Source organism: Croceicoccus sp. BE223 (genome assembly GCF_031457155.1).
GTDB lineage: Bacteria > Pseudomonadota > Alphaproteobacteria > Sphingomonadales > Sphingomonadaceae > Croceicoccus.
In genome coordinates this window covers 218,172-243,436 of record NZ_JAVDWB010000003.1, presented here as the reverse complement: position 1 = coordinate 243,436, position 25,265 = coordinate 218,172, and the positions used below count along the sequence as shown (strand labels likewise).

The following is a 25,265-nucleotide window of genomic DNA, read 5'->3' as shown; positions in this document are numbered from 1 at the left end:
CGCGGGGGTCAGCGCTTGCCCGTGATCGCCGACAGGTCGCGCACCGCGCCGCGCGCCGCGCTGGTCGCCATCGCGGCATAGGCCTTGAGCGCAGTCGACACGCGGCGCGGGCGCGGATGGCTCGGCGCCCAGGCGGCGTCGCCCCTCGCCTCCATCGCGATGCGGCGTTCGGCCAGCACTTCGTCCGAAAGCTCGACGTTGATGGTGCGGTTCGGGATGTCGATGGCGATCATGTCGCCCTCCTCCACCAGCCCGATCGCGCCGCCCTCGGCCGCTTCGGGCGAGGCATGGCCGATCGACAAACCGCTGGTGCCGCCCGAAAAGCGCCCGTCGGTGATCAGCGCGCAGGCCGCGCCCAGCCCCTTCGACTTGAGGTAGCTGGTGGGATAGAGCATTTCCTGCATGCCCGGCCCGCCGCGGGGCCCTTCGTAGCGGATGACCACGACGTTGCCCGCCTTGACCTGATCGCCGAGGATGCCGACGACCGCCGCCTCCTGGCTCTCGAACACCTTGGCCGGGCCCTTGAAGGTCAGGATCTTCTCGTCGACGCCCGCCGTCTTCACGATGCAGCCGTCGCGCGCGATGTTGCCGTAGAGCACGGCGAGGCCGCCGTCCCTGGAAAAGGCGTTTTCGGCGTTGCGGATCACGCCCGACACGCGGTCGATGTCGATCTCGTCCCAGCGGCGGTTCTGGCTGAACGCGGTCTGGGTCGGCACACCGCCCGGCGCGGCGGCGTAGAAGGTGCGCACGGCTTCGCTGGTGGTGCGGCCCACGTCCCAGCGCTCCAGCGCCTCGCCCATGGTGCGGCTGTGTACCGTTGGGCATTCGGCGTTGAGCAGGCCCGCGCGTTCCAGCTCGCCGAGGATCGCCATGATCCCGCCGGCGCGGTGCACGTCCTCCATGTGAACGTCGTTCTTGGCCGGGGCGACCTTCGACAGGCAGGGGACCTTGCGGCTCAGCCGGTCGATGTCGGCCATCGTGAAGTCGATCTCGCCCTCGTGCGCGGCGGCCAGGAGGTGGAGCACGGTGTTGGTCGACCCGCCCATCGCGATGTCGAGGCTCATCGCGTTCTCGAACGCGGCGAAGCTGGCGATCCTGCGCGGCAGGACGCTCTCGTCGTCCTGCTCGTAATAGCGCTTGCAGAGGTCGACGACGAGACGGCCGGCTTCGCGGAACAGCTTCTCGCGGTCGGCATGCGTCGCCAGCATCGAACCGTTGCCCGGCAGCGACAGGCCGAGCGCTTCGGTCAGGCAGTTCATCGAATTGGCGGTGAACATGCCGCTGCACGAGCCGCAAGTCGGGCAGGCCGACCGCTCGATGGTCTTCACGTCCTCGTCGGAGACGCTGTCGTCGGCGGCGGCGACCATCGCGTCGACGAGATCGAGCGCGACTTCCTTGCCCTTGATCACGACCTTGCCCGCTTCCATCGGTCCGCCCGACACGAAGACAACCGGGATGTTCAGCCGCAGCGCCGCCATCAGCATGCCGGGCGTTATCTTGTCGCAGTTGGAGATGCAGACGATCGCGTCGGCGCAGTGCGCATTGACCATGAACTCGACCGAATCGGCGATGAGGTCGCGGCTCGGCAGGGAATAGAGCATGCCGTCGTGGCCCATCGCGATGCCGTCGTCGACCGCGATGGTGTTGAATTCCTTGGCGACGCCGCCCGCATCCTCGATCTCGCGCGCGACCAGCTGGCCCAGGTCCTTGAGGTGGACGTGGCCGGGCACGAACTGGGTGAAGGAGTTGGCAACGGCGATGATCGGCTTGCCGAAATCGCTGTCCTTCATCCCCGTCGCGCGCCACAGGCCGCGAGCGCCGGCCATGTTGCGGCCGTGGGTGGTGGTGCGGGAACGATAGGCGGGCATGGGCTGGCTCCGTTCTGGCGGGCCGCTTCGAAGCCCGCGCGATCTGGCTTTGCTGGTTCCCTAGCGTCGGCGCGCGACAAGTCCAGCGGCGAATCGGCGGCCCTGTCGCGGGAGAGCGCCGGGTTTCGCGCATCGCCGGGGCTATGATACACTGATCGGCAATGGACGACCTACCGCGATTCCGGCTGGAAGACCCCGAGCGTGAATGGCTCGAGGAATCGCGGGCGTGGATCAGCGGCCACTTCAACCACGAACCCGACGGCGAAGCGGCAGCCGATTTCGACAAGGCGGACGCCAAGCTCGCCGTCGTGCGCGCCAATCTCGCGCATGGCTGGGTCGGGCCCGACGACACCTGGAAGCTGCAGGCGCTGGGCATTGCGCTGGGCGATGCGCTGGCCGAAGACCTGATGCTGGAATGGATCACGGTCGACGACGAACACGGCCGCGTCCCGGCGCTGAACTGGCCCGGCACCTCGATCGTGCTCTACCCGGTTACCATGATCTCGCAGCGGATCGAGGCGGGAGAGGACGTCGACGTCGATATCATGTTCGAGGAGACGCGCGTGAAGCTGCAGGAAATCGCCTTTTCGGGCGACGTGCAGTAGCCAGCGGACAATCGCGGCAACACGATAAAGCGGGGGTTCAGGCGCCCTGTTCTCTTGCAATGCGTCCTCCTGCACGGGAAACCGCGCACCTCCCCAGAAAATTTCCCTGCCATTCCGCGCGTCGCGGCGATAATCAGGCGCACATCCGGAGAACCCCTCGATGACTTCGAAGAATGCCACGGCGCTTCTTTCCCTGCGCGACGAAGGCCGCCCCTACCGGGCCAACTGGTCCGACCTGGCCTACCGCTATGCCTTCGGCGCGATCGGCTGGCCCTGGCTGCTCTACGGCCTGTGGGGCGGAACGAAGGCCAGCAAGCGCGCGCTGCTGCAGCGGCTCGACTTGCCGGAGGACGCACTGCCCAACCTCGGCAGCTGGAAGGCGGATACGGTATTCCTGCACCGGATCGTCGATGCAATCGAAGAGCTGCGACCGGCCATGGTCGTCGAACTGGGCGCCGGCGCCTCGAGCCTCGTGGCGGCCAAGGCGCTGCAGATGAACGGCGGCGGGCAGCTGCACAGCTTCGATCAGCACGCCCAGTTCGTCGAAGCGACTTCGGAATGGCTCAACGACTTCGGCGTTTCGGCGCAGATCCGTCATGCCCCGCTCGGAGCGCAGGCGCGCGACTGGCCGGGGGCCTGGTACGACCTGTCGGACGTGCCTGCCACCATCGACCTGCTGATCATCGACGGACCGCCGTGGGCGATCCACCCCTATGTCCGCGGCGGGGCCGAGGTGCTGTTCGAACGGCTGTCGCCCGGCGCCGTGATCCTGCTCGACGACGCGGCCCGTCCTGGGGAGCGGGTCGTGGCCAGCCGCTGGCGCAAGCGCTGGCCCCAAATCGCCTTCACCCGGCTTTCGGGCGGCAGCAAGGGGACGCTGCATGGCCGCAAGAGCACGGGCAAGCTTCTCGCCTTCCCCGACCGTCATGGGCGGCCCGCGGCGCGCCACTGGCGCCGCGCGGCGGCCGCGGCGGCCCTGGTCGCGGCGGGCTGGTTCGGCCACGGCGCGATCGGAGAACTGGTCGGGCCGGCACAGGCCGCCAGTTTCGTCGACGAAGCGAATGCATCCTATTCGGCCAGCATGGCCCGACAGGCGATGGCTTCGCAGATCGAGAGCGTGCGGCTGGACCGCGCCGAGATCGCCCGCTCGCTCGGCATCGTCCTCCCCGGCGTGCCCAGGGGCTGGTCCATCGCCGACGTGCAGGTCTTCCCGTCGGACGGCGGCAATTCGGTGGTGCTGGTGCTGCGAACCGACCGGGCCGAGCGCGTGATGCTCTATGCCCGCCGCGCCGAAACCCCGGCAGAGGCGGTGCCGCTCAGCGAAAGCCGCGACGACCGTACGCTGGCCTATTGGGAAACCGGCCCGTTCGCCTACGCGCTGACCGGCGAACTGCCAGCCGAACGGATGCTGCTCCTCGCCTCGGCGATGGCGTCGGGAAAGCGCGTGCCCGTGGACCCGTGGGGGTCATGACGGCAAGCCGCCGGGAAGCCGGCGATCAGGGTGCCGGCTGCTCCGGCTCCACCGTGACGAAATTCGGGTCCTCGGCCAGCAACACGCTGCCTTTTTCCGCCGTCTGCGGCGCCGTCGAGGCGTTGCCCGGATAGCCCGTGCCGCAGAAATAGGGTCCGGCGAGATAGACGATAGCCTCGTCCGCACCGTCGTCTTTAAGGTCTGTCAGCCCAGGGCAGCCACCGTCTTTCGCGCGACATCGACGATCAGCGCGGCCCACCGCACCTGCCCTTCGGCATCGGCGATCTGGTCGTTGCGCACCTCGATGGCAAGGTAGTCGCGGCCGTGCGCCTCGGCGTGGCGGTTCATCGTGGCGTTGAGATCGCGGCCCGAATAAGGCTCGTTGTCGCCGACAATCAGGCCTTGTTCGCGAAACAGCCGCATCGCGTGGAAGGCCGGGTTGGCATGCTGGTTGTAGAGCAGCGAAACCTGCCAGGGACGCGCTTCTTCGGGCCTCGTCTCCAGCCGCGGGGTGAAGCTGTGCAGCGATATGATGAGGCGCGGCGCGGCGGCGGCGAGCCATTCTTCCAGCGCGTCGTGATAGGGGCGATAGAACGCGGCGATGCGTTCGGCGCGATCGACGCTCGCGTTGCCGGGGATCAGGTGGCCGTCGCTGGTTTCGGGGATGAGGCCGGGATGGTCCTCCTCGCGGTGGAGGTCGATGACGAGGCGCGACAGCGTCGCCAGGTGCGCCGGGATGCCATGGTCTGCCGCGAGACGCTCGGCCACGCACTCGACCCCGATGTCGACGGCGACGTGCCGGTCCATCACGCCCGGTGCGACGCCGAGATCGATGCCCTGCGGCACGGCATTGCTGGCATGATCCGCGACGAGCACGATCCCGCCCGGCGCGGGCTGCCCGATGGTGCGATAGGGTAGGACGTTCAACATGGCATCCGTTTAACGCAGGGCACCGCTCATCCGCCACCAGTCCGGCGCGCGCTCCGCCATGGCGGCGGCGGCGCGGTCGCGGCTTTCGGTGTCGGCATACAGCGCGAAACAGGTCGCCCCCGATCCCGACATCCGCGCCAGCCATGGATCGGTTGCCTTCAGTGCAGAGAGCACATCGGCGATGACCGGGCAAAGCGCGATGGCCGGCGCCTCCAGATCGTTGCGCCCGGCGAGAGCGACCTCGCGCGCGGTGCCGGTGGGCAGCGCGCCGCGATCGATCTGGTCCCAAGCCTTGAAGACAGGGCCGGTCGCCAACGGCACGCGCGGATTGACCAGCAGCACCGGCGTGCCCGCCAAGTCGTCCTCGACCGCGGCAAGGTCGGTGCCGGTGCCGGTGCCGACCCGGGTGCGCGAAACGACGCAGGCGGGAACGTCGGCCCCGAGCCCGGCGGCGCGGCGCAAGACGTCGGCGTCTTCGGCATCGTCGGCGATCATCCGGATCAGCGCGCCCGCATCGGCAGACCCGCCCCCCAACCCCGCCGCTACCGGCAGGTTCTTTTCGAGATGAACGTGCCAGCCCTCGTGGCGCGGGAACCTCGTCAGCGTCTTCGCGAGGATGTTGTCGAAGGAATTGTCCAATGCGCCTGCAAATTCGCCAGAAACGGTGATCCGGTCCTCGTCCGCGAACTTGGCGGTCAGCCGGTCACCATCGTCGACGAAGGCGAACAGCGTTTCGAGTTCATGATAACCGTCCTCTCGCCGCCTGCGGCCATGCAGCGCGAGGTTGATCTTGGCGAAGGCGGTTTGGTTCACGATAGGATTCGAGGCTTTTCAGCGACGCGCAAAGCGGACCCGCTTCGACCCTGACACCAGAAAGGTGTCGCAAGGCGTCGCTTTCATCTCCGCCCTTACTGGACCGCTGCCCCCGCTCGTATTGGCCCAATACTGAGGCCGAAGAGCAGAGGCCGGAAGCTTTCCGCCGATGATCTGTTCGATGCGATGAAAGGGAAGCTCAAACTCGCGAAGCGATTGCGCCATGCAATACTCGGCCAATGGCTTGAACTTCCCCATGGTGCACGTCCTCACATATTCGGATAGTTCGGCCCGCCGCCGCCTTCGGGCGTGGTCCAGTTGATGTTCTGGTTCGGGTCCTTGATGTCGCAGGTCTTGCAGTGGACGCAGTTCTGCGCGTTGATCTGGTACTTCGGCTCGCCGTCGGCGCCCTCCAGCCATTCGTAGACGCCCGCAGGGCAATAGCGCGTCGAGGGGCCGCCAAAGACGCCCAGTTCCGACACCTTCTGCAGTTCCATGTCCTTCACCTTGAGGTGGCACGGCTGGTCCTCCTCGTGGTTGGTGTTGGACAGGAACACGCTCGACAACCGGTCGAAGCTGATCTTGCCGTCGGGCTTGGGGTACTCGATCTTCTTGTAGAGATCGGCCCGCTGCGTTTCGGAATAGTCCGGGTGGTGACCCATGGTGATCGGCAACCCGATCTTCAGCGTGCGCATCCACATGTCGGCACCGGCCAGAACCGTGCCCAGCGCGCCGCCGAACTTGGCGACCGCAGGCTCGGCGTTCTTCACCTTCTGCAGTTCCTCGGCGATCCACGAATTGCGCAAGTTGGCCTCGTACTCCGTCACCTCGTCACCCGCGCGGCCCGCGGCCAGCGCGTCGGCGATCGCTTCTGCAGCGAGCATGCCGCTCTTCATCGCCGTGTGGCTGCCCTTGATGCGCGGCACGTTGACGAAGCCTGCGGCGCAGCCGATCAGCGCGCCGCCGGCGAAGCCCAGCTTGGGCACCGACTGCCAGCCGCCCTCGTTGATCGCGCGAGCACCATAGGCGACGCGCTTGCCGCCTTCGAGGATGGCGCGGATCTCGGGGTGCTGCTTCCAGCGCTGGAATTCCTCGAACGGGTAGACCCACGGGTTCTTGTAATCGAGCGCGACGACGAAGCCCAAGGCCACCTGCCCGTTGGCCTGGTGGTAGAGGAAGCCGCCGCCCCAGCTTTCGCTTTCCGAAAGCGGCCAGCCCTGGGTGTGAATGACGCGGCCGGGAGCATGCTTGTCGGGATCGATGTCCCACAGTTCCTTCATGCCCAGGCCATAGACCTGCGGCTGGCAGTTCGCCTCGAGATCGAACTTCGCCTTCAGCTCCTTGGTCAGCGAACCGCGCGCGCCCTCGGCGAACAGGGTGTACTTGCCGTGCAGTTCCATGCCCGGCGCATAGTCGCCCTTGCGCTCGCCATCGGCGCCGACACCCATGTCGCCGGTCGCCACGCCCTTGACCGATCCGTCGTCGTTGTAGAGCACTTCGGCAGCGGGAAAGCCGGGGAAGATCTCAACGCCCAGTTCCTCGGCCTTTTCGGCCAGCCAGCGGCACAGGTTGCCCAGCGATCCGGTGTAATTGCCGTCGTTCGACAGCAGCGGCGGCATGAAGGCATGGGGCAGCGCGTATTTCTTGCCGCGCGTCAGCACCCAGTGCCAGTTGTCGGTCACCGGCGTTTCGGCCATCGGGCAACCGTCGTCGCGCCAGTCGGGGAACAGTTCGTCGAGCGCGCGCGGGTCGATCACCGCGCCCGACAGGATGTGCGCGCCGATCTCGCTGCCTTTCTCGAGCAGGCAGACTTCGATCTCGGGGTTGACCTGCTTCAGCCGGATCGCCGCCGAAAGGCCTGCCACGCCGCCGCCCACCACGACGACGTCATATGGCATCGATTCCCGTTCGCTCATCGCCCAGTTATCCCTCGTGTTCGTTTTCCCGATTCACTTGCGGCCTTGATTGCTGGCGCGGCCAAGGTCAAGTCTGCAGGATCACCTGTGCGTGATGACATTGGCCCGCGCGCGTCATGACAATGGCCCGCACAACGAACGACGGAACCTGCGACCTTGAACGGAACGGCCCGCGACTGGCGAACCATGGGCGAGGCCTATGCCGCGTTCTGGCGCGATGCGGGCGTCGACCTCGCCTTCGCGGACGAACCGCGCGACTGGCTGGCCGACCATGCGGCGACAACGGCGGAGCCTGCCGCGTTCATTCCGCCGGTGGTCGATCTGCCGCCCGCCCGCCCGATCGGCCCCGCCGCCGCCGATGTCGCCCCTGTCGCGACCGACCGGTCCGGTTGGCCCAGCACTCTGGGCGCTTTCGCCGAATGGTGGATGAACGAGCCGACGCTCGATACCGGCCCGGCACAGCTGCGGGTGCCGCCGCGCGGGGACGCACGGTCGGAAGTGATGGTGATCGTCGCGCAGCCCGAAGCATCGGACAGCGACCGGCTCCTGTCCGGCCCCGAAGGCGCGCTGCTCGACGCGATCGAGCGGGCTATGGGTCTGTCGCCCGGAGCTGCCTATCGCGCCAGCGCCCTGCCCCGCGTCACGCCGGCGGCGGACTGGGACGCGATGGCAGCGGCAGGGATGGGCGCGGTGCTGCGCCATCACGTCGCGCTGGTGAACCCCAAACGGCTCCTCATCCTTTCGCAGGAGGCCCGAAAACTACTCGCGCCCGACGAGTTTTCGCGCGACGGCGTCGGTTTCGTCGCGGCCGGAGAACGGTCCATCCCGCTGCTCTCCTCTTATCCACTCGCGCAGATGGCACCAAGGCCCGGATACAAAAGGATTTTCTGGGCTCGCTGGCTGGACTTCGCCCGGGGGAATTGACTAAGCCGCGTGCTTCGAGCCACCGTCGAATGGCCGTTTGCCGTCGTTCAGGCGGCCTTTACCATTTGTCGCAGAAGGTTGTCGCCATGGCACTCCACGCCCGCAAACCCTCGCTCCGGAAGATGCCGGTCATCAAGGCGCCGCGCCGCCGCTGGATGGCCGGTGCAGCTCTGGCGATGCTGGCCGCGCTTGGCCCTGCCCTGCCGGCCCTCGCCAATTCCGCCGCCATTCCCATCGCCGGCGGCGCCCGCATCCCGGATCAGCTGAACGACGAACAGCGCAGCTTCTACCGCGACGTCTTCGCCCAGATCGACGCGCAGAACTGGACAGCAGTCGAGGCGATGCTGGCCGCCCGCCCGGACGAGGCACTGAAGCAGCTGGCGCTGGCCGAATACTACCTCGACCCCAAGAGCCCAGCGATCGAGCTCGACCGGCTGAACGCCTGGCTGGCGATGGGGCGCGACCTGCCGCAGGCCGGCCAGATCGGCAAGCTCGCCATCAAGCGCGGGCTGGAGGCGCAGCCCGCCCTTCCCGGCGCGCAGCGGCTCGTGTCGCTGCGCACGCCGCCCAAGCGGATCCTGCCGCGCGTCGTCGGCGACATGACAATGCCGGTCGAGATCTCGACCGCGATCACCGACCGTATCAAGAACGACGATCCGGCCGGTGCGCGCGTCCTTCTCGACGGCATCGACGCCACTTTGTCGCCGGAAGCGCGGGCCGAGTGGCGGCAGAAGGTCGCCTGGTCCTTCTACATCGAGAACGACGACCGCTCGTCGCTGACGCTGGCGCGCAATGTCGCCAACGGGGGCGCAGGCCCGTGGGTGGCCGAAGGCTGGTGGGTGTCCGGCCTTGCGGCCTGGCGACTGGGCGACTGCGCGCTTTCGGCCGAAGGCTTCGCCAATGCGGCCAAGGCCGCGCAGAACGAGGAACTGCGCGCCGCCTCGCTCTACTGGGCGTCGCGCGCCTACACCCGCTGCCGCCAGCCGGAACTGGCCGGTCCGGCGCTACGTTCGGCGGCGGGATACGGCGAGACGCTCTACGGCATGATCGCGGCCGAGCAGATAGGCATGGAATTGCACGGCGCGACCAGGGGCCAGCCGTTTTCCAGCCGCGACTGGCAATCGCTCTCGTCGCTGCCCAACGTGCGGACCGCCATCGCGCTGGTCGAGATCGGGCGCGAAGGGCTGGCCGACGAGGTGCTGCGCCACCAGGCCGCCATCGGCGATGCCGCGCAATTCGATTCGCTGTCGCGGCTGGCCCGCGCGCTGGGGCTGCCCGGGGCGCAGCTCTACATGGCCTATAACGCGCCGCGTGGCGCATCGCCCGATCCGGCGACACGCTACCCGCTCACCCGCTGGCAGCCCCGCGAAGGCTGGCGCGTCGATCCCGCCCTTGCCTATGCGCATACCTTGCAGGAATCGAACTTCCGGACCGAGGCGGTCAGCCCGGCCAGCGCGGTCGGCCTGATGCAGATCACGCCGATCACCGTGCGCCAGCACGCGCCGACGCTGGGCCTGGACGCGACGAAGGTGGACCTGAAGGACCCCGCCACCAACATGAGCTTCGGGCAGCGCAACCTAGAGATGCTGCGCGATTCGAGCGGGACGCAGGGCCTGCTGCCCAAGATCATGGCCGCCTACAACGCGGGCCTCGCGCCGATTACCCGCTGGAACAGCGAAGTGCGCGACCAGGGCGATCCGCTGCTGTGGATGGAATCGATCCCCTATTGGGAAACGCGCAGCTACGTCGCGATCGTGACGCGCAACTACCTCATGTACCGCCGCCAGGAAGGGGACCAGTCCGACGTGCGCGAGGCGCTGGCCCAGAACCTCTGGCCGCGCTTTCCCGGCGTAAACGGCGCGGGCGCGGTGTCGCGGCTGGGCAAGCCGGTGCTGTCCGGGGCGACCCGCTGATGGCGATCGACGAGAGCCGCACCTTCAAGCCCGTCCGCATCGCGCTGCTGACGGTGTCCGACACCCGCGGGCCGGAGGATGACACCAGCGGCGACATTCTCGCCGACCGCATCCGGACGAAGGGCCACACGCTCGTCGACCGCACGATTCTGAAGGACGACGTCGGCGTGATCACTGCCCAGCTCCACGCCTGGATCGAGGACGAGAACGTCGATGCGGTGGTCATCACCGGCGGCACCGGCCTGACCGGCCGAGACGTCACGCCCGAAGCGCTGGACCGGGTGAAGACCCGCGAAATCCCCGGCTTCGGCGAACTGTTCCGCTGGCTCAGCTTCCAGACCATCGGCACCAGCACGATCCAGTCGCGCGCCTGCGCGGTGGTGGCGCGCGGCACCTATATCTTCGCCCTGCCCGGATCGAACGGCGCGGTGAAGGACGGGTGGGACGGCATCCTGGCCGAACAGCTCGACAGCCGGAACCGGCCCTGCAACTTCGTCGAACTGATGCCGCGTCTCCGGGAGGTCTAGAACGCGAGGGCCTGGGGCCAGGACCGGCACGCCTTCAGAGCCGTCGCACGCCCGCCGCCTGCAACCTTGCCAGCATTTCGTCCCCCGCATCGCCTAGTGCGTGGCGGGGAACGAGGTTGTAGAACATCTCGGTCTGGTAGAGCAGGATCAGCCCGCCCCTATCGAGATACTCGCGATATTCCGAAAACGGCAGGCGGACCGTGCCGCGCCTGCTCGCAAAGGTGATGGCCTCGTCATCGAAAGACACGGTCTGATCGTCGCGCAACTGCGCGCTCTGGCGGTACTGCCGCCGGGCCTGCACCGGCACAATGACGATCACCGCAATCCACACCGCTGGCAGGGCCAGGACCAAAGCGGCGGTCGAGGCGATGTTTAAATAACCATCCATGACGTCGAGCGCGAGAAGGGCAAGCGAGACCGCGACTATGACCACCACCAGCAACATGGTCGGTAGCTGCCGCATCCGCTTTCGCGCAGCGTGTCGTGCAGCCGCCACGGCCTCGGCTTCCTTGATCCGATATGCGAATGGCCCCCTGTCCATACCCTCATGCTAGCGGGATCAGATTGTGCCGCCAAGCCGTTGCGCGCGCCCCGTGTTCTTTATATGTTCTTTTCGTCATGGACGACTCGATCCATCCCATCGCCACCCGCGGACGGGGCGCGCCTACGAACGCCGTGCCGCGCCGTTTCGGGCTCGCCGCGCGGGTGGCCGATGGTGACTGGCTGGACGATTCCGAGGATATCGACGGTCCCGCCCCGCGCCTGCGTACCACAGTGACGGACGAACACCCTCGCGCGATCCTGTCTTTCAACACCTCGCCCGATATTCCCTTCGATCGTTCGATCAACGCCTATCGGGGGTGCGAGCACGGTTGCGTCTACTGCTTCGCCCGGCCCACCCATGCCTATCACGACCTGTCGCCCGGCCTCGATTTCGAGACGAAGCTCTTCGCCAAGCCCGATGCGCCGCGCCTTTTGCGCGCAACGCTGGCCAAACCGGCCTATGCGCCAAAGGTCATCGCGATGGGCACCAACACCGATCCATATCAGCCGATCGAGGGCCGCTACCGCATCACCCGCCAGATCCTCGAAATCTGTCTCGAGACCCGGCACCCCGTGGCGATCACCACCAAGTCTGCGCGCGTCCTGCGCGACCTCGACCTGCTGGCGGAACTCGCGAAGCAGCGGCTGGTCTCTGTTGCACTGTCGGTCACCTCGCTCGACCCGCGCCTGTCGGGCCTTCTCGAACCGCGCGCCTCTGCCCCGGCCAAGCGGCTCGACGCGGTGGCGCGCCTGGTCGACGCCGGGGTGCCCGCCCACTGCATGATCGCGCCCGTGATCCCGGCGGTGACCGATCACTTCATGGAAAGCATCGTCGCGCGTGCCGGGGCGGTCGGCGTCAACTCGGTGAACTGGATCATGCTTCGCCTGCCGCATGAGGTGTCGCCGCTGTTCCGCGAATGGCTGGATGTCCACTTTCCGGACCGCGCCGCAAAGGTCATGCACATGGTCCAGGCGATGCGCGGCGGCCGCGACAACGAGCCGAACTTCCACGCGCGCTTCAATCCGCAGGGCGTCTTTGCCGACCTGTTCCGGCAGCGTTTCAGGCTTGCCGTGCGGCGTGCGGGCATCGCCCAGAAGCAGGTCGCGCTGGATTGCTCCCGGTTTCGCCGACCGGCGCTCGACGGACAGCTTTTCCTGCTGTGACGCCGGTGCTTTACGATTGCGCAAGCCCGTCCTGCGCGAAGATCCCTGCCAAGTCCGCAGGGGATCGCCGGTGGAGGAAATGCTGATCGGCGGTGTCGCCGTCGTCGGGGTCAGGCTGGCCCCGTACCTCGCCCCGTCATTCAGGTTCGGAACGCTGGAGCGGGTCGATACCGCGCGCGGCCCGGTCTACGGCATGTCTACACGGGATGCGGTGGCGCGGTTGATGAGCGGCACCCATGAGCTCGGCGCCTTGCCGTTCGGCAACCTCCCGGTCACGAAGCGTAAGTCGGGTTACGACGCGCAGGCGGTGGACGAGATGAAGGAGATCGACTTTCCGCGCATTCGTCGATTCGACGATGCAGCAGCGCCCCTACGACCATGCGAAAGGGGAAGCGCAAAGCGCGGCAACGGGGATGAAGAACCTGCCGAAGATGCAAGCCGAGGCGCGGAAGACGCACGGCGAGATGAACGAGGTGGTCGCCGAGCAGAAAGCCGAAACCGAATCGCATGCCGATCGCGCCTGGCTCGAAGGCGAGGTCGCCACCGGCCAGTAACGCGTCAGGCGACCAGGCGGAGCGCCTTGGCGGATCGGGCCGAAAGGGCGGCGGAAACGACCCCCTCGATTGCGGCAATGCGGTCGGTCATCTCGCCGTCCAGCGCGAAATCGCGGCCCAACAGCATCGTCGCCTCGCGCAATCGGCCATTATCGTCCGCGCCCAGCAGCAGGCGGGCGATGACCTCGCCGGTCGCCTCCGGGCTGCGCGGCAGGGCGAGCGCGAGTTCGCCGATCGCCTCGACCCGGTCCACCGTCAGCCGCAGTTCCATGCGCGCCGCGCCCTTCACCGCCGCCATCGGCCGCGCCCCGCGCACGGTGACCCGCGGCGGTTCGTCGGCGCTGGGCCGGTCCAGTTCGACGTTGAGCAGGACGCATTCGCCGCTGCGCGCCCATTCCTGGAAACTGGAGACGAGACCTTCCTCGAAGCACGATGCGCTGAACTGGCCCGACTGGTCGGAAAAGTCGGCCATGACGAAATCGCGGCCCTTGCGGGTCTGCCGCTTGTTCGCGCCTTCGACCAGCACCGCCATCACCGCGCTCGACCGGCTGCCGCCCTCTCCGCTCCCGTCGGCGCCGCTGGCCACCAGGCTGGCGTAGGAACGCGCACCCTGCGCGCTGGCGACCAGTCGCCACTGGCTCACCGGATGGGCCGCGAAGTAGAAGCCGAAATTCTCGCGCTCCTTCTCCATCTGCTCCTTGCGCGGCCATGGCTCGATATCGACCAGCCGCAGTTCGGCATCGGCGTGCGCCTCGGCCCCGAAAAGGCCGGCCTGCCCGCTCGCCTTCTCGCGCACCGCCGCGTCGGCCACCGCCAGCAGCATGTCGGCATTGGCGATGATCCTGGCGCGGTTCGGCTCCAGCGAATCGAGCGCGCCTGCGCAGGCCAGTCCCTCGAGCTGGCGCCGGTTCATCGAGCCTGCGGGCAGCCGCTCGAACAGGTCCTTCAGGCTCGCGAACGGCCCCCTCGCCTCACGCTCGGCGACGATGGCGTCCATCGCCTTTTCGCCAACGTTGCGAATGCCCGCCAGCGCGTAGCGGACCTGGTGGCCGCTGTCGGTCGGCTCGACCGTGAACTCGGCTTCCGAATGATTGATGTCCGGCCCGGCGCAGACGATCTCTCCCCCCGGATAGCGGCGCATGTCGTCGACGAAGACCGACAGCTTTTCCGACTGGTGCATGTCGAAGCACATCGACGCGGCGTAGAACTCGTGCGGGTAATGCGCCTTCAGCCACGCGGTCTGGTAGGCGAGCAGCGCATAGGCCGCCGCGTGCGACTTGTTGAAGCCGTATCCGGCAAACTTGTCGATCAAGTCGAACAGCTCGTTCGCCTTGCGCGCGTCGATGCCCGACACCTCCTTGCAGCCGTCGACGAAGCGCTGGCGCTGCGCATCCATTTCCGCCTGCACCTTCTTGCCCATCGCGCGGCGCAGAAGATCCGCGTCGCCGAGCGAGTATCCGGCGAGGATCTGCGCGGCCTGCATGACCTGTTCCTGATAGACGAAGATGCCGTAGGTTTCGGCGAGGATGCCTTCCAGTTTGGGGTGGGGATATTCGATGGTGGCGAGGCCGTTCTTGCGCTGGCCGAACAGCGGGATGTTGTCCATCGGGCCGGGACGATAGAGCGAGACGAGCGCGATGATGTCCTCGAACCGGGTCGGCTTCACCGCCGCCAGCGTACGGCGCATGCCTTCCGATTCGAGCTGGAACACGCCGACGGTGTTGCCCTGCTTCAGAAGCTGGAACACGCCCGCATCGTCCCACGGCAGCGCGTCGAGATCGATCGTAATGCCGCGCCGGGCGAGCAGGTCGACCGCCTTGCGCAACACCGACAGCGTCTTGAGGCCGAGAAAGTCGAACTTCACCAGGCCGCTGCTCTCGACATGCTTCATGTCGAACTGCGTCACCGGCATGTCCGAACGCGGATCGCGGTAAAGCGGAACGAGCTGCGACAGGGGCCGGTCGCCGATCACCACGCCCGCCGCGTGGGTGGACGAATTGCGCGGCAGGCCTTCGAGCTGAACGGCAAGATCGACCAGCCGGCGCACGTCGGGATCGCGCCTGTATTCGCCGGCAAAGTCCGCTGCGCCGTTCAGCGTCCGGTCCAGCGTCCACGGATCGGTCGGATGGTTGGGCACCATCTTGGTCAGACGGTCGACCTGGCCATAGGGCATCTGCAGGATGCGGCCGCAATCGCGCAGCACGGCGCGGGCCTTCATCTTGCCGAAGGTGATGATCTGCGCGACGTGGTCGTGCCCGTATTTCTGCTGGACGTAGCGGATGACCTCGCCCCGCCGGGTTTCGCAGAAGTCGATGTCGAAGTCGGGCATCGACACGCGTTCGGGGTTGAGGAACCGTTCGAACAGCAGGCCCAGCCGCAACGGGTCGAGATCGGTGATCGTCAGCGCCCACGCGACCAGCGAGCCCGCGCCCGAACCGCGGCCCGGGCCGACCGGAATGCCGTTCTCCTTGGCCCACTTGATGAAGTCGGCAACGATCAGGAAGTAGCCGGGAAAGCCCATGCCGATGATGATCTCGACCTCGAAGTCGAGGCGGTCGAAATAGGTCCGCCGCTCCGCCGGGTCCATCTCGCCATAAGGTTCGAGCCGCTTTTCGAGGCCGCGGCGCGCATCCTCGCGGATCATCCGCGCCTCGCCTTCGAGATCGCCGGCAAGGCTGGGCAGGATCGGCTTGCGATAGGGCGGCATCACTGCGCAGCGCTGCGCGACGACCATGGTGTTGACCAGCGCCTCGGGCAGGTCGGCGAAGATCTCCGCCATGGCATCGCCCGGCTTGACCCAGGCGTCCTTCGGCGCGCGAGGCCGGTCCTGCGTGTCGATGTGGGTCGAATTGGCAATGCACAGCAAGGCATCGTGGGCCGGGTGGAAGCCGGGCTCGTCGAACAGCGCCGGGTTCGTCGCCACCAGCGGCCAGTCGCGCGCATAGGCCAGATCGATCAGCGCCGCCTCGCTCTCCGCCTCCGCCGGCGCGCCGCTGCGGGCGATCTCGACATAGAGCCTGTCGGGGAACAGCGCGGCCAGCCGGTCGGCATAGGCCTCCGCTTCCTCCGCCTGCCCTTCGGCAAACAGGCGGGCCAGCGCGCCCTCGCCCGATCCGGTCAGGCAGATCAGGCTGTCGGTCCGGCCTTCCAGGTCCGCCATCTCGACATGCGGATCAAGGTGGAGCGGACGGTCGAGGTGCGCCTTCGAAACGAGATGGCACAAGTTGTCCCATCCGCGCATGTCCTGTGCATAAAGGGCTACCGCGTCGATGACATCGCGGCCCTGCCCGTCGCGTGCGGGGCGGCAGACCGAGAGCAGGGTCCCGACGATCGGCTGCACGCCCACGTCCCTGGCCGCATTAGCAAACGCGATCGCGCCATAGAGGCCGTTCCGGTCGCAGATGGCGATCGCGGGAAAGCCGCGCTGCTTGGCAAGCTTGGCCAGCTTCTTCGGATCGATCGCGCCTTCGAGCATGGTGAAGCTGGAAAAGACGCGCAACGGCACGAAGGGTGAAAAAGCCATGCCGCAAAGGGTAGGAACTGCCGCCGCCGTTCGCAACAACGGCCCGCCTCGCATCCACGCGAAACGGGCCGTTTCAACAGGAATGTCCCCGGTTTAGGCCACAGCCTGCACCGAGTGCCGATTCAACCGGCCGGAAAATCGTCGCGCCGGGCCAGCGCCTCGATCTCGCCGAGCGTGAACATGCGATCGCCGCGCTTCTGGATGACGAGGCCGTGACGATCCTCTGCCGGCAAGCGCGTGACGAAGCGGATCAGTTCGGCAAACGTGCCCTTTCTGATCACGTTGAAGCCGCGCAGCATGTCGCTGCTCTCGCCCTCGGCCCTGCGGTGCAGCGTCGCGCCGTCTTCCCAATCGCTTTCGGTCGGGTCCAGCGGTTCGGCGTGGAACGTGGTGGGGTGGTCGCTCATGGGCGCGCCCTTTCTGCATTGTGTCCGTACGGGGATCAAACGCACGGGGCGCGGCGCGTATCCCTCGAAAGCGGGCGATCTTGCCGCCGCCCGGAAACGAAACGGATCAGGAGAGCAGGCCTTCGTGCAGGCGCACGACCCGGTCCATCCGCGCGGCCAGCCGCTCGTTGTGGGTGGCGATCAGCGCGGCGCTGCCCTGCCCGCGGACCAGCCGCAGGAATTCCTCCAGCACCCGGTCGCTCGTCGCCTCGTCGAGGTTGCCCGTCGGCTCATCGGCCAGGACCAGTTGCGGCTTGTTGGCCAGCGCGCGGGCCACGGCGACGCGCTGCTGCTCGCCGCCCGAAAGCTGGCTGGGCCGGTGATCGAGCCGGGCACCGAGACCCAGCGCGGTCAGCAGCTCCTCCGACCTGGCCTCGGCCTCCGCTCGCGGCTTTCCGGCGACCAGTTGCGGCAGCACGACGTTCTCGCGCGCATCGAAATCGGGCAGCAGGTGGTGAAACTGGTAGACGAAGCCCAGGTGATCGCGTCGCAGCGCGGTGCGCGCATCGCCGTTCGATTTTTCCGCCCGCTTGCCGCAGATCGTGATCTCGCCGCCGAAGCCACCCTCGAGCAGGCCGACCGCCTGCAGCATGGTCGACTTGCCGGACCCGGACGGGCCGAGCAGCGCGACGATCTCGCCGGGCATGATCGCCAGGTCGATGCCGCGCAGCACGTCGATGGTGACGCCGCCCTGCGTGAACGAACGGGTCAGGCCGCGCAGTTCGACGACCGGTGTGCCGGAGGGCGTGCCGGTGGACATGGGGGCAAACTCATTCATAGCGCAGGACCTGAACGGGATCGGTGCTCGCCGCCTTCAGCGCGGGGTAAAGCGTGGCGAGGAACGAGAGGATGAGCGCCATGCCGGTGATGACCGCCACTTCGGCCGGATCGGTCCGCGCCGGGAGTTCCGACAGGAAGCGGATCGAAGGATCCCACAATTCCTGCCCCGTCAGCAGTTCGACCAGCTTCACCGCCGATTGCCGGAATTCGAGCGCGATGAAACCCAGCGCCAGCCCCGCCCCGGTGCCGAGCGCACCGATCAGGAAGCCGGCGGTGACGAAGATCTTGAGGATCGAGCGCCGCGTCGCGCCCATCGTGCGCATGATCGCGATGTCGCGGGTCTTGGCCCGAACCAGCATGATGAGCGAAGACAGGATGTTGAACACCGCCACCAGCACGATGATCGAGAGGACGACGAACATGGCGACGCGTTCGACCGCCAGCGCCTCGAACAGGCTGGCGTTGATCGTCTTCCAGTCGTTGACCACCGCGCGGCCCGCCAGCTTCTGGGTCAGCGGGGCGAGCGTCTCGCCGACGGTGTCGGGGTCTTCGGTCATCACCTCGATCATGCCGACCGTATCGCCCATCAGCATCAGCGTCTGCGCGTCCTGGATGGGCATGACGACATAGGCGTTGTCGTAGTCGTAGATGCCGATCTCGAAGATGGCCGCCACCTCGTAGCCGATCTCGCGCGGGACGGTGCCGAACGGCGTGGCGCGGCCCTGCGGATTGATGACGGTGATGACATCGCCGACCCGGATGCCGAGGTTCTGCGCAAGGCGCGAGCCGATGGCGACGCGGTTTTCACCCGGTTGCAGCAGGTCGACACTGCCGAGCAGCGTCTTCTCCTTGAGCTCACGGATCGATTCCACGGTCGATCCGCGCACCAGCACCGCCTCGACCCGGCCTTCATAGCTGCCCAGCAACGGCTGCTCGATCAGCGGCTGCGCGGCGGTGACGCCCGGCGTCTTGCGCACGTCCTCCAGCACCGATTCCCAGTCGTTCAACCGTCCGCCGTAGGCCTGGATCACCGCGTGGCCGTTGAGGCCGACGATCTTGTCCAGCAGTTCGGCGCGAAAGCCGTTCATCACGCTCATCACGATGACGAGCGCGGCCACGCCGAGCATGACCGCGACCAGGCTGATGCCCGCGACCATGGCGATGAACGCCTCGCCCCGCCCCGGCAGCATGTAGCGCTTGGCGATGGTCCATTCGAAAGGAGAGAGGATCAAACCGGAATGACTGCCTGATGGGCGGCGGGGCAAGGTTGCCGCGCCGGCAAGTGGTGCGATGAACGGCCTGACTAGGCCGCGGTTCCCGCAAGAGCAAGCACCGCCTTGGCATGCGCGCCCGGCGCCCCCATCTGCTGCACCGCGCGGGCACCGCCGGGCCAATCGCCGGTTGTAATCGCGATGAAACATCGGCAAAGGCGCGCGTGACGCGACGGTGCCTTTCTGCTAGGCACCGCGCGCGCATGGCCTGACAGGCAGCGCAAGCGCGTGGCCGGCAACAGAGCGGAACACTCAAGGCATGAAGCCCATTGAATTTTCCCACCATCCCTTCCTCGATGCGGATGGCGACAAGCTGCGCGAGGAGTGCGGCGTCTTCGGCGTGATCGGCGCCCGCGATGCCGCCGCCGTCACCGCGCTCGGCCTCCACGCCCTGCAGCACCGCGGACAGGAAGCGGCGGGCATCACCAGCTTCGACGGGCACGAATTCTATTCGCGGCGCGGCACCGGCCACGTCGCCGAGAATTTCTCGACCGGCGAGGCGCTGGCCCAGCTTCCCGGCGAAATGGCCGCCGGCCACGTCCGCTACTCCACCACCGGCGGCGCGGGCCTGCGCAACGTGCAGCCGCTCTACGCCGATCTTGCCAGCGGCGGCTTTGCCATCGCGCACAACGGCAACATCTCCAACGCCATGCACCTTCGCGCCGATCTCGTGCGCAAGGGCGCGATCTTCCAGTCGACCAGCGACACCGAGGTGATCATCCACCTCGTCGCCACCAGCCGCTATCCGACGATGCTGGACCGCTTCGTCGATGCGCTGCGCCTGGTCGAGGGCGCCTATTCGCTGATCGTGATGACCAATGCCGGCATGATCGCCTGCCGCGATCCGCTGGGCATCCGCCCGCTGGTGATGGGCAAGCTCGGCGACGCGACCGTGTTCGCCAGCGAGACCGTCGCGCTCGACATCGTCGGCGCCGAATTCGTCCGCGAGATCGAACCGGGCGAGCTGGTCGAGGTGGACTTCGACGGAACGGTCCGCTCGCACCGCCCCTTCGGCACGCCTGCGGCGCGGCCGTGCATCTTCGAACACGTCTATTTCAGCCGCCCCGATTCGGTGACCGGTGGCCGCTCGGTCTATTCGGTGCGCAAGGCGATCGGCCAGCAGCTCGCCATCGAGAGCCCGGCCGACGCCGACATCGTCATCCCGGTGCCCGATTCGGGCGTGCCCGCCGCCATCGGCTATGCGCAGGAATCGGGCGTTCCGTTCGAACTGGGCATCATCCGCAGCCACTATGTCGGCCGCACCTTCATCCAGCCCAGCGACGGGCAGCGCCACTCCAGCGTCGCGCGCAAGCACAACGCCAACCGCGCGCTGGTCGCGGGCAAGCGGATCATCCTGATCGACGATTCGATCGTGCGCGGCACCACCAGCCTCAAGATCGTGCAGATGATGCGCGATGCCGGCGCCAGCGAAGTGCACATGCGCATCGCCAGCCCCCCGACGATGCATTCCTGCTTCTACGGCGTCGACACGCCCGAACGCTCCAAGCTGCTCGCCGCGCGGATGGAGGTGGAGGCCATGCGCCAGTTCATCCAGGCCGACAGCCTTGCTTTCGTGTCGATCGACGGGCTCTATCGCGCGGTCGGGGAAAGCGAGCGCAAGGCCAAGTGCCCGCAATACTGCGACGCCTGCTTCTCGGGCGAATACCCGACATCGCTGACCGACCTGTCGGAGCGTGAAGCCCCGCAATTGCCGCTGATCGGCGAAAAGGCCGCGTGATGGACGACAATTCGGCGCAGCAGCCGGCCCGGGACAAGGGCCTGGCGGGCAAGCTGGCGCTTGTCACCGGGGCAAGCCGCGGCATCGGCGCGGCGACCGCGATCGAACTGGGCCGGCGCGGCGCGCACGTCATCCTGACCGCGCGCGACGACCGCAAGCTGGAACAGGTGGAGGACACGATCCACGCCGCCGGCGGCACCGCGACGATCGCACCGATGGATCTGGCAGAGCCCGACTCGATCGCGCGACTAGCCACGGCCATCGGCGGACGCTGGGATGCGCTCGACATCCTGGTCATCAACGCCGCGGTCTTCGTGCCGCTGACCCCGGTGCAGGACATCGATCCGCGCGCCTTCAGCCGCGCGCTCACGGTTAACGTCGCGGCGACCCAAAACCTGCTGGCCGCCTTCCACCCGATGCTGAAGCGGGCCGAGGCGGGCCGCGTCATCGGGGTTACCAGCAGCGTCGGGGCAAGCCCCCGGGCCTATTGGGCGGCCTATGCCTCGACCAAGGCGGCGTTCGACAACCTACTGCTCAGCTACGCCCTTGAAAACGCCAACACCACGGCGATCCGTGCCGCTGTCGTCAACCCCGGCGGCACCCGCACCGAGATGCGCGCCCGCGCCTTTCCGGGAGAGGATCCGGCCACGGTCCAGCCGCCCGAAAACGTCGCCACCTTCATGGCCAACATGATTGGTGAACCGTTTCCAAACGGCGAGATTATTTCCGTTAAGGACGCGCGGTAACTTCGTCTTAACCGCGTTTGGGGCACACTGGGCTGGTTCAAGAACGGCCGAGTCCCGCGCCAACCCGCGATATTCGGCCATGGGTCCCCGTGGAACGGGACCATGTTGGGTTCCTCATGCCGGAGCTTGCGCCATGACCGAGTACTTCATGTCCGACCGATATTTCCAGGCTTCGCAGGAAGACCGCAGCTCGCCGCGTCTTCAGCTCACCATCCCGGTGACCCTGCGCCCGGCGGGCGGGCACGGCTTTTCGAGCGAGGTCCAGGATCTCTCGCTCGGCGGTTTCTCGGCGGTGTGCGTCAACCGGCTTGCCGTCGGCACCTTGTGCTGGCTGAAGCTGCCCGGTCTCGCCGCGCTGCAGTGCGAGGTGATCTGGTGGCAGAACAACCTCGTCGGCTGCGCTTTCCAGAACCTGCTCAGCCCGATCGTCTACGACGACATCGTCAACCGCTATCGCGGCAGCGTGCGCACGACCCGCCGGGTCTGAACGCCTTTCCCACGGCCTGTCTCTTCCGGGCCGAACGAGCGCGCGGCAGCCACCCCTCTCGCTGCCGCGCGCTTTGCGTTTCTATCGCCTTTGCGCCAATCACTTCACCTCGCGCCAGGCCGCAAGCGCCCGCTCGCGCGCTTCCTTGTGGCCGATGATCTTTTCGGGATAGCCGGCGGGGCGGAACATGCCCTCCGGGTCGTGGATCTGCTCGTCGGAAAGATCGGCCAGTTCGGGCACCCATTCGCGGATATACCCGGCGGCGTCGAACTTCTCCGACTGGGTCAGCGGGGCCATGATGCGCGAGAACATGTTGCTGTCGACGCCGGTCCCTGAAATCCACTGCCAGTTGACGCCGTTGTTGCTGTAATCCGCATCGACGAGGCAGTCCCAGAACCACTGCTCGCCATGCCGCCAGTCGATCAGCAGGTGCTTCACCAGGAAGCTCGCCGCGATCATCCGGACCCGGTTGTGCATCCATCCCGTGACCCAGAGCTGCCGCATCCCGGCATCGACGATCGGATAGCCGGTGCGCCCCTGCTGCCACGCCTCCAAATCTTCTGCGATCAGGTGTCCGCGATCGGGATTGCGCCACAGCCCGCTGCTATAGTCGCGGTAGCTCTCCTCGGGATATCGGGGAAACTGGCAGATGACGTTCTGCGCATAGTCGCGCCAGAGCAGCTCGCCGCGAAAGGTATCGGCCCCTTCCCCGCCGTGCCGCGACAGGCGATCCCACACCTGCACGGGGCTGATCTCGCCGAAATGCAGGTGCGGCGACAGGCGGGACGAGCCGTCTTGCGAGGGGAGATTGCGCGCCTCGCCATAGTCCGAGACCTGGTCGGCAAAGGCGTCCAGCCGCTCGTGCGCGGCGCTTTCGCCCACTTTCCAGGCCTTGGCGAAACCGGTCGCCCAGTCGGGCCTGGTCGGCAACAGCGTCCAGTCGGCCAGGTCGTCGCCGTCGGGCCAGTCGTCGGGATTGGCAAGCGCCGGTTCGTCGAACGGATCGCGCGCCGGCAACTGCTGGCGCGCCGCCTTCGCGAAAGGGGTGTAGATCTTGTAGGGATCGCCCGATCCGGTCGTCACCGCGCCGGGCGGCAACAGGTAGTTGCCGTCGTGAAGCTGCAGGTCGACCGTCTTCGCCAGCGCCTCTTCCGCCGCCTGCCACCACGGCTCGTAATGGCGGATGGCGTGGACCGATGCCGCCCCGGTCTGCTCCGCCAGTCGGGCCAGCACATCCTCTGCCCGGCCACGGCGCAGCACCATCTTCGACCGGTGCCGACCGAGCGCGGCGTCGAGGCTGGCCAGCGAATGGTGCAGCCACCAGCGCGAGGCGGCGCCCATCCGGCGCTCGCCCGCACCCTCGTCGTCCAGCACGAAGACCGGGATGACCGGCCCGGCGGCAGCGGCGGCGCAAAGCGCGGGCTGGTCGGCAAGGCGCAAGTCGCGGCGGAACCAGACGATCTGGGGGGCAGTCATTCGTTCTCCGGGATGGTCGACATTGGGATAATCGAGGTCACCTTTCGGGAACGGAGCGTGCCGCGAGCGGGTTCCCGCTGGCATGACCGTACCTGCCGAAACAGTCCAGCTTCCCGCGCGCGGCTGGCGCATCAACCGGACCCGCGCGCTGATCGTCGGCGCGCTGTGCTGGCTGGGCTTCGCCGCCCTTGTCTGGGCCGTGGAAACCGGGCGGACGCGCGGGATCGACGATACCGGCCTGCTCTTCTGGCGCGGGGCCGACGGATTGGTGCCACGCGGGCCCAAGATGCTGCTGGAGGCAGTTCGCGACGTGACCGCGCTCGGCGGCGTGCTGCTGCGCAATCTTTTTGCCCTCGGTGCGGTTGTCGCGCTGCTGTTCGTGCGGCTGCGACGCGAGGCGGTGCTGTTCGCGGCGACCGTCATCGCCGGGTGGCTGGTCAATTCGGCGATCAAGAACCTGGTCGGCCGCGCCCGCCCCGAAATCGTGCCGCACCTGACCGAAGCGGGCGGCGCCAGCTTTCCCTCGGGCCACAGCTTCAACTCGGCGGTCGTCTACATCGCCATGGCCCTGGCCTTCACGACGCTTTCGGCGCGGCAATCGGTGCGCCTGACGGTGATCGGCATCGCGATCGTCGCCTCGCTCGCCATCGCGTGGAGCCGGGTGTGGCTTGGCGTGCACTGGCCCAGCGACGTCATGGCCGGCTGGCTTGGCGGCGCGGGCTGGGCCTTTATCGCCGCCGCGCTGCTGCAGCGCCCCGCAGACAAGGTTGCCGACAGCACGGCTGCCGCGGCAGCAAGGGATGACTGAGATGTTGAACCGGCTGCGGGGTCGGATCGCCAGCGAGTTCCTGCCCCTGCTGGGGCTTCTCGTCGTCATGGCGTTGGCGATGGGCTTCGGCGGCCTTGCCGGCGAGATGACGGAAGGCGAGACGAGCACGTGGGATCGCGCCATCCAACTGGCGCTGCGGCACAAGGATGACCTGGCCGTTCCGATCGGCCCAGCCTTTCTCAAGACCGCCGCGATCGACCTGACCGCGCTGGGCAGCGAGACGATCCTCACCCTGGTGACCCTGATCGCGGTTGCCTTCCTGCTGCTGCGCAAGCGCGCGCATCAGGCGGCCCTGCTCGCCGTCGCTGTCGGCGGCGGGGCGATCGTCAGCGGGCTGCTGAAGAACCAGTTCGCCCGCCCGCGCCCCGATATCGTGCCTCACCTCGTCGATGCCTCGTCCGGCAGCTTTCCCAGCGGGCATGCGATGAACAGCGCCATCGTCTACCTCACCATCGCGGTGCTGGTCGCTCGCGGATATGAGGAACGGAGCACGCGCGTCTTCATCGTCGTCCTCGCGTTGCTGGCCACGCTGACGATCGGAGCAACGCGGGTCTATCTGGGCGTCCACTGGCCCAGCGACATGATCGCGGGCTGGCTGGTCGGCTGCGCATGGGCGCTGGCGATGGGCCTTGTCGGGCTGGTGCTGCAGAAGAGGCGGAAGATCGAGCCGCCGGCTGCGGCGCATGGGGAGGCCGCGCCGAAGCCGGTTAGACCGACCCTGCACTGACCGGCCCCGAAGCG

At 67.5% G+C, this 25,265-nt stretch carries 23 protein-coding genes; 12 read left to right on the top strand and 11 right to left on the bottom strand.

Annotation, left to right across the window (positions count from 1 at the left end; genetic code table 11):
• Window positions 1–8: 8 nt before the first annotated feature.
• Window positions 9–1,868 (bottom strand): dihydroxy-acid dehydratase, encoded by a 1,860-nt coding sequence (ilvD, locus tag J2X37_RS08695; RefSeq protein WP_310020071.1) that lies wholly within the window; start codon window positions 1,866–1,868, stop codon window positions 9–11.
• 161 nt (window positions 1,869–2,029) lie between these two features.
• On the opposite strand from ilvD, the gene J2X37_RS08690 reads away from it, so the two are divergent.
• Both J2X37_RS08690 and J2X37_RS08685 read left to right on the top strand, forming a co-directional pair.
• Complete coding sequence (locus J2X37_RS08690; protein ID WP_310020069.1) at window positions 2,030–2,473, top strand: DUF3806 domain-containing protein; 444 nt, start codon at window positions 2,030–2,032, stop codon at window positions 2,471–2,473.
• Window positions 2,474–2,633: 160 nt separating this feature from the next.
• Window positions 2,634–3,944: a class I SAM-dependent methyltransferase gene (locus tag J2X37_RS08685; protein ID WP_310020066.1), complete on the top strand. Its 1,311-nt coding sequence runs from the start codon at window positions 2,634–2,636 to the stop codon at window positions 3,942–3,944.
• A gap of 204 nt (window positions 3,945–4,148) precedes the next feature.
• Here the strand turns inward: J2X37_RS08685 and J2X37_RS08680 are convergent, their stop codons facing one another.
• From J2X37_RS08680 to J2X37_RS08665, 4 genes are read right to left on the bottom strand one after another with little or no spacing between them, the layout of a single operon-like run.
• Complete coding sequence (locus J2X37_RS08680; protein WP_310020064.1) at window positions 4,149–4,874, bottom strand: N-formylglutamate amidohydrolase; 726 nt, start codon at window positions 4,872–4,874, stop codon at window positions 4,149–4,151.
• A 9-nt stretch (window positions 4,875–4,883) separates the two neighbouring features.
• On the bottom strand, window positions 4,884–5,690 hold the full coding sequence (locus J2X37_RS08675) for a 4-(cytidine 5'-diphospho)-2-C-methyl-D-erythritol kinase (RefSeq protein ID WP_404979612.1): 807 nt from the start codon (window positions 5,688–5,690) through the stop codon (window positions 4,884–4,886).
• Between the two features lie 15 nt (window positions 5,691–5,705).
• Complete coding sequence (locus tag J2X37_RS08670) at window positions 5,706–5,945, bottom strand: hypothetical protein (protein ID WP_310020059.1); 240 nt, start codon at window positions 5,943–5,945, stop codon at window positions 5,706–5,708.
• 11 nt (window positions 5,946–5,956) lie between these two features.
• On the bottom strand, window positions 5,957–7,603 hold the full coding sequence (locus J2X37_RS08665; protein WP_310020057.1) for an electron transfer flavoprotein-ubiquinone oxidoreductase: 1,647 nt from the start codon (window positions 7,601–7,603) through the stop codon (window positions 5,957–5,959).
• 156 nt (window positions 7,604–7,759) lie between these two features.
• Here J2X37_RS08665 and J2X37_RS08660 point away from each other — a divergent pair, with 156 nt between their 5' ends.
• From J2X37_RS08660 to moaB, 3 genes are all read left to right on the top strand, one after another.
• Window positions 7,760–8,527, top strand: a complete 768-nt coding sequence (locus J2X37_RS08660) for a hypothetical protein (RefSeq protein ID WP_310020055.1) — start codon at window positions 7,760–7,762, stop codon at window positions 8,525–8,527.
• An 86-nt stretch (window positions 8,528–8,613) separates the two neighbouring features.
• Window positions 8,614–10,440 carry a lytic transglycosylase domain-containing protein gene (locus J2X37_RS08655; RefSeq protein WP_310020054.1) on the top strand — a complete coding sequence of 609 codons (1,827 nt, stop codon included), beginning with the start codon at window positions 8,614–8,616 and terminating at the stop codon, window positions 10,438–10,440.
• Complete coding sequence (gene moaB, locus J2X37_RS08650) at window positions 10,440–10,967, top strand: molybdenum cofactor biosynthesis protein B (protein ID WP_310020052.1); 528 nt, start codon at window positions 10,440–10,442, stop codon at window positions 10,965–10,967. The genes J2X37_RS08655 and moaB overlap by 1 nt, the downstream gene beginning before the upstream one ends.
• Before the next feature lie 34 nt (window positions 10,968–11,001).
• On the opposite strand, the gene J2X37_RS08645 is transcribed toward moaB, so the two are convergent.
• A complete protein-coding gene (locus tag J2X37_RS08645) occupies window positions 11,002–11,463 on the bottom strand; it encodes a YcxB family protein (protein WP_310020050.1) in 462 nt (153 codons plus the stop codon).
• 122 nt (window positions 11,464–11,585) lie between these two features.
• Between J2X37_RS08645 and J2X37_RS08640 the strand changes: the two genes are divergently transcribed.
• Complete coding sequence (locus tag J2X37_RS08640) at window positions 11,586–12,674, top strand: PA0069 family radical SAM protein (protein ID WP_310020048.1); 1,089 nt, start codon at window positions 11,586–11,588, stop codon at window positions 12,672–12,674.
• Window positions 12,675–13,030: 356 nt separating this feature from the next.
• Entirely contained in the window at window positions 13,031–13,228 is a 198-nt protein-coding gene (locus J2X37_RS08635; protein ID WP_310020046.1) for a hypothetical protein, read from the top strand.
• 4 nt (window positions 13,229–13,232) lie between these two features.
• Here the strand turns inward: J2X37_RS08635 and dnaE are convergent, their stop codons facing one another.
• The 4 genes from dnaE to J2X37_RS08615 all read right to left on the bottom strand — a co-directional run bounded on the left by dnaE (window position 13,233) and on the right by J2X37_RS08615 (window position 19,209).
• The gene (gene dnaE, locus J2X37_RS08630; protein ID WP_310020044.1) at window positions 13,233–16,751 is read right to left on the bottom strand and encodes a DNA polymerase III subunit alpha; all 3,519 of its coding nucleotides are present in this window, start codon (window positions 16,749–16,751) and stop codon (window positions 13,233–13,235) included.
• Between the two features lie 122 nt (window positions 16,752–16,873).
• Entirely contained in the window at window positions 16,874–17,158 is a 285-nt protein-coding gene (locus tag J2X37_RS08625) for a hypothetical protein (RefSeq protein ID WP_310020042.1), read from the bottom strand.
• Window positions 17,159–17,264: 106 nt separating this feature from the next.
• Window positions 17,265–17,957 carry an ABC transporter ATP-binding protein gene (locus J2X37_RS08620; RefSeq protein WP_310020039.1) on the bottom strand — a complete coding sequence of 231 codons (693 nt, stop codon included), beginning with the start codon at window positions 17,955–17,957 and terminating at the stop codon, window positions 17,265–17,267.
• Between the two features lie 10 nt (window positions 17,958–17,967).
• Window positions 17,968–19,209, bottom strand: coding sequence for a lipoprotein-releasing ABC transporter permease subunit (locus tag J2X37_RS08615; RefSeq protein WP_310020036.1), 1,242 nt, complete (start codon window positions 19,207–19,209; stop codon window positions 17,968–17,970).
• A 298-nt stretch (window positions 19,210–19,507) separates the two neighbouring features.
• Between J2X37_RS08615 and purF the strand changes: the two genes are divergently transcribed.
• The 3 genes from purF to J2X37_RS08600 all read left to right on the top strand — a co-directional run bounded on the left by purF (window position 19,508) and on the right by J2X37_RS08600 (window position 22,219).
• Window positions 19,508–20,986 carry an amidophosphoribosyltransferase gene (gene purF / locus J2X37_RS08610; protein ID WP_310020034.1) on the top strand — a complete coding sequence of 493 codons (1,479 nt, stop codon included), beginning with the start codon at window positions 19,508–19,510 and terminating at the stop codon, window positions 20,984–20,986.
• Window positions 20,986–21,732, top strand: a complete 747-nt coding sequence (locus tag J2X37_RS08605; RefSeq protein WP_310020032.1) for an SDR family NAD(P)-dependent oxidoreductase — start codon at window positions 20,986–20,988, stop codon at window positions 21,730–21,732. The genes purF and J2X37_RS08605 overlap by 1 nt, the downstream gene beginning before the upstream one ends.
• 133 nt (window positions 21,733–21,865) lie before the next feature.
• Window positions 21,866–22,219 carry a PilZ domain-containing protein gene (locus tag J2X37_RS08600; RefSeq protein ID WP_310020030.1) on the top strand — a complete coding sequence of 118 codons (354 nt, stop codon included), beginning with the start codon at window positions 21,866–21,868 and terminating at the stop codon, window positions 22,217–22,219.
• A 99-nt stretch (window positions 22,220–22,318) separates the two neighbouring features.
• Here the strand turns inward: J2X37_RS08600 and J2X37_RS08595 are convergent, their stop codons facing one another.
• A complete protein-coding gene (locus J2X37_RS08595) occupies window positions 22,319–23,695 on the bottom strand; it encodes a deoxyribodipyrimidine photo-lyase (protein WP_310020028.1) in 1,377 nt (458 codons plus the stop codon).
• 82 nt (window positions 23,696–23,777) lie between these two features.
• Here J2X37_RS08595 and J2X37_RS08590 point away from each other — a divergent pair, with 82 nt between their 5' ends.
• Together J2X37_RS08590 and J2X37_RS08585 are read left to right on the top strand one after the other, a co-directional pair.
• Window positions 23,778–24,503 carry a phosphatase PAP2 family protein gene (locus J2X37_RS08590; RefSeq protein WP_310020026.1) on the top strand — a complete coding sequence of 242 codons (726 nt, stop codon included), beginning with the start codon at window positions 23,778–23,780 and terminating at the stop codon, window positions 24,501–24,503.
• A complete protein-coding gene (locus tag J2X37_RS08585) occupies window positions 24,496–25,251 on the top strand; it encodes a phosphatase PAP2 family protein (RefSeq protein ID WP_310020024.1) in 756 nt (251 codons plus the stop codon). Before J2X37_RS08590 ends, J2X37_RS08585 begins: the two co-directional genes overlap by 8 nt.
• Window positions 25,252–25,265: the final 14 nt, after the last annotated feature.

Bases quoted from the DNA above. Each gene is read 5' to 3' on its own strand.
- J2X37_RS08635 (WP_310020046.1), top strand. From the start codon at position 13,031: ATGCAGCAGCGCCCCTACGACCATGCGAAAGGGGAAGCGCAAAGCGCG.
- ilvD (WP_310020071.1), bottom strand. From the start codon at position 1,868: ATGCCCGCCTATCGTTCCCGCACCACCACCCACGGCCGCAACATGGCC.
- J2X37_RS08620 (WP_310020039.1), bottom strand. From the start codon at position 17,957: ATGTCCACCGGCACGCCCTCCGGCACACCGGTCGTCGAACTGCGCGGC.
- J2X37_RS08640 (WP_310020048.1), top strand. From the start codon at position 11,586: ATGGACGACTCGATCCATCCCATCGCCACCCGCGGACGGGGCGCGCCT.
- J2X37_RS08585 (WP_310020024.1), top strand. From the start codon at position 24,496: ATGACTGAGATGTTGAACCGGCTGCGGGGTCGGATCGCCAGCGAGTTC.
- J2X37_RS08625 (WP_310020042.1), bottom strand. From the start codon at position 17,158: ATGAGCGACCACCCCACCACGTTCCACGCCGAACCGCTGGACCCGACC.
- J2X37_RS08680 (WP_310020064.1), bottom strand. From the start codon at position 4,874: ATGTTGAACGTCCTACCCTATCGCACCATCGGGCAGCCCGCGCCGGGC.
- J2X37_RS08690 (WP_310020069.1), top strand. From the start codon at position 2,030: ATGGACGACCTACCGCGATTCCGGCTGGAAGACCCCGAGCGTGAATGG.
- J2X37_RS08685 (WP_310020066.1), top strand. From the start codon at position 2,634: ATGACTTCGAAGAATGCCACGGCGCTTCTTTCCCTGCGCGACGAAGGC.
- J2X37_RS08665 (WP_310020057.1), bottom strand. From the start codon at position 7,603: ATGAGCGAACGGGAATCGATGCCATATGACGTCGTCGTGGTGGGCGGC.
- J2X37_RS08600 (WP_310020030.1), top strand. From the start codon at position 21,866: ATGACCGAGTACTTCATGTCCGACCGATATTTCCAGGCTTCGCAGGAA.
- moaB (WP_310020052.1), top strand. From the start codon at position 10,440: ATGGCGATCGACGAGAGCCGCACCTTCAAGCCCGTCCGCATCGCGCTG.
- J2X37_RS08595 (WP_310020028.1), bottom strand. From the start codon at position 23,695: ATGACTGCCCCCCAGATCGTCTGGTTCCGCCGCGACTTGCGCCTTGCC.
- dnaE (WP_310020044.1), bottom strand. From the start codon at position 16,751: ATGGCTTTTTCACCCTTCGTGCCGTTGCGCGTCTTTTCCAGCTTCACC.
- purF (WP_310020034.1), top strand. From the start codon at position 19,508: ATGAAGCCCATTGAATTTTCCCACCATCCCTTCCTCGATGCGGATGGC.
- J2X37_RS08670 (WP_310020059.1), bottom strand. From the start codon at position 5,945: ATGGGGAAGTTCAAGCCATTGGCCGAGTATTGCATGGCGCAATCGCTT.
- J2X37_RS08655 (WP_310020054.1), top strand. From the start codon at position 8,614: ATGGCACTCCACGCCCGCAAACCCTCGCTCCGGAAGATGCCGGTCATC.
- J2X37_RS08590 (WP_310020026.1), top strand. From the start codon at position 23,778: ATGACCGTACCTGCCGAAACAGTCCAGCTTCCCGCGCGCGGCTGGCGC.
- J2X37_RS08605 (WP_310020032.1), top strand. From the start codon at position 20,986: ATGGACGACAATTCGGCGCAGCAGCCGGCCCGGGACAAGGGCCTGGCG.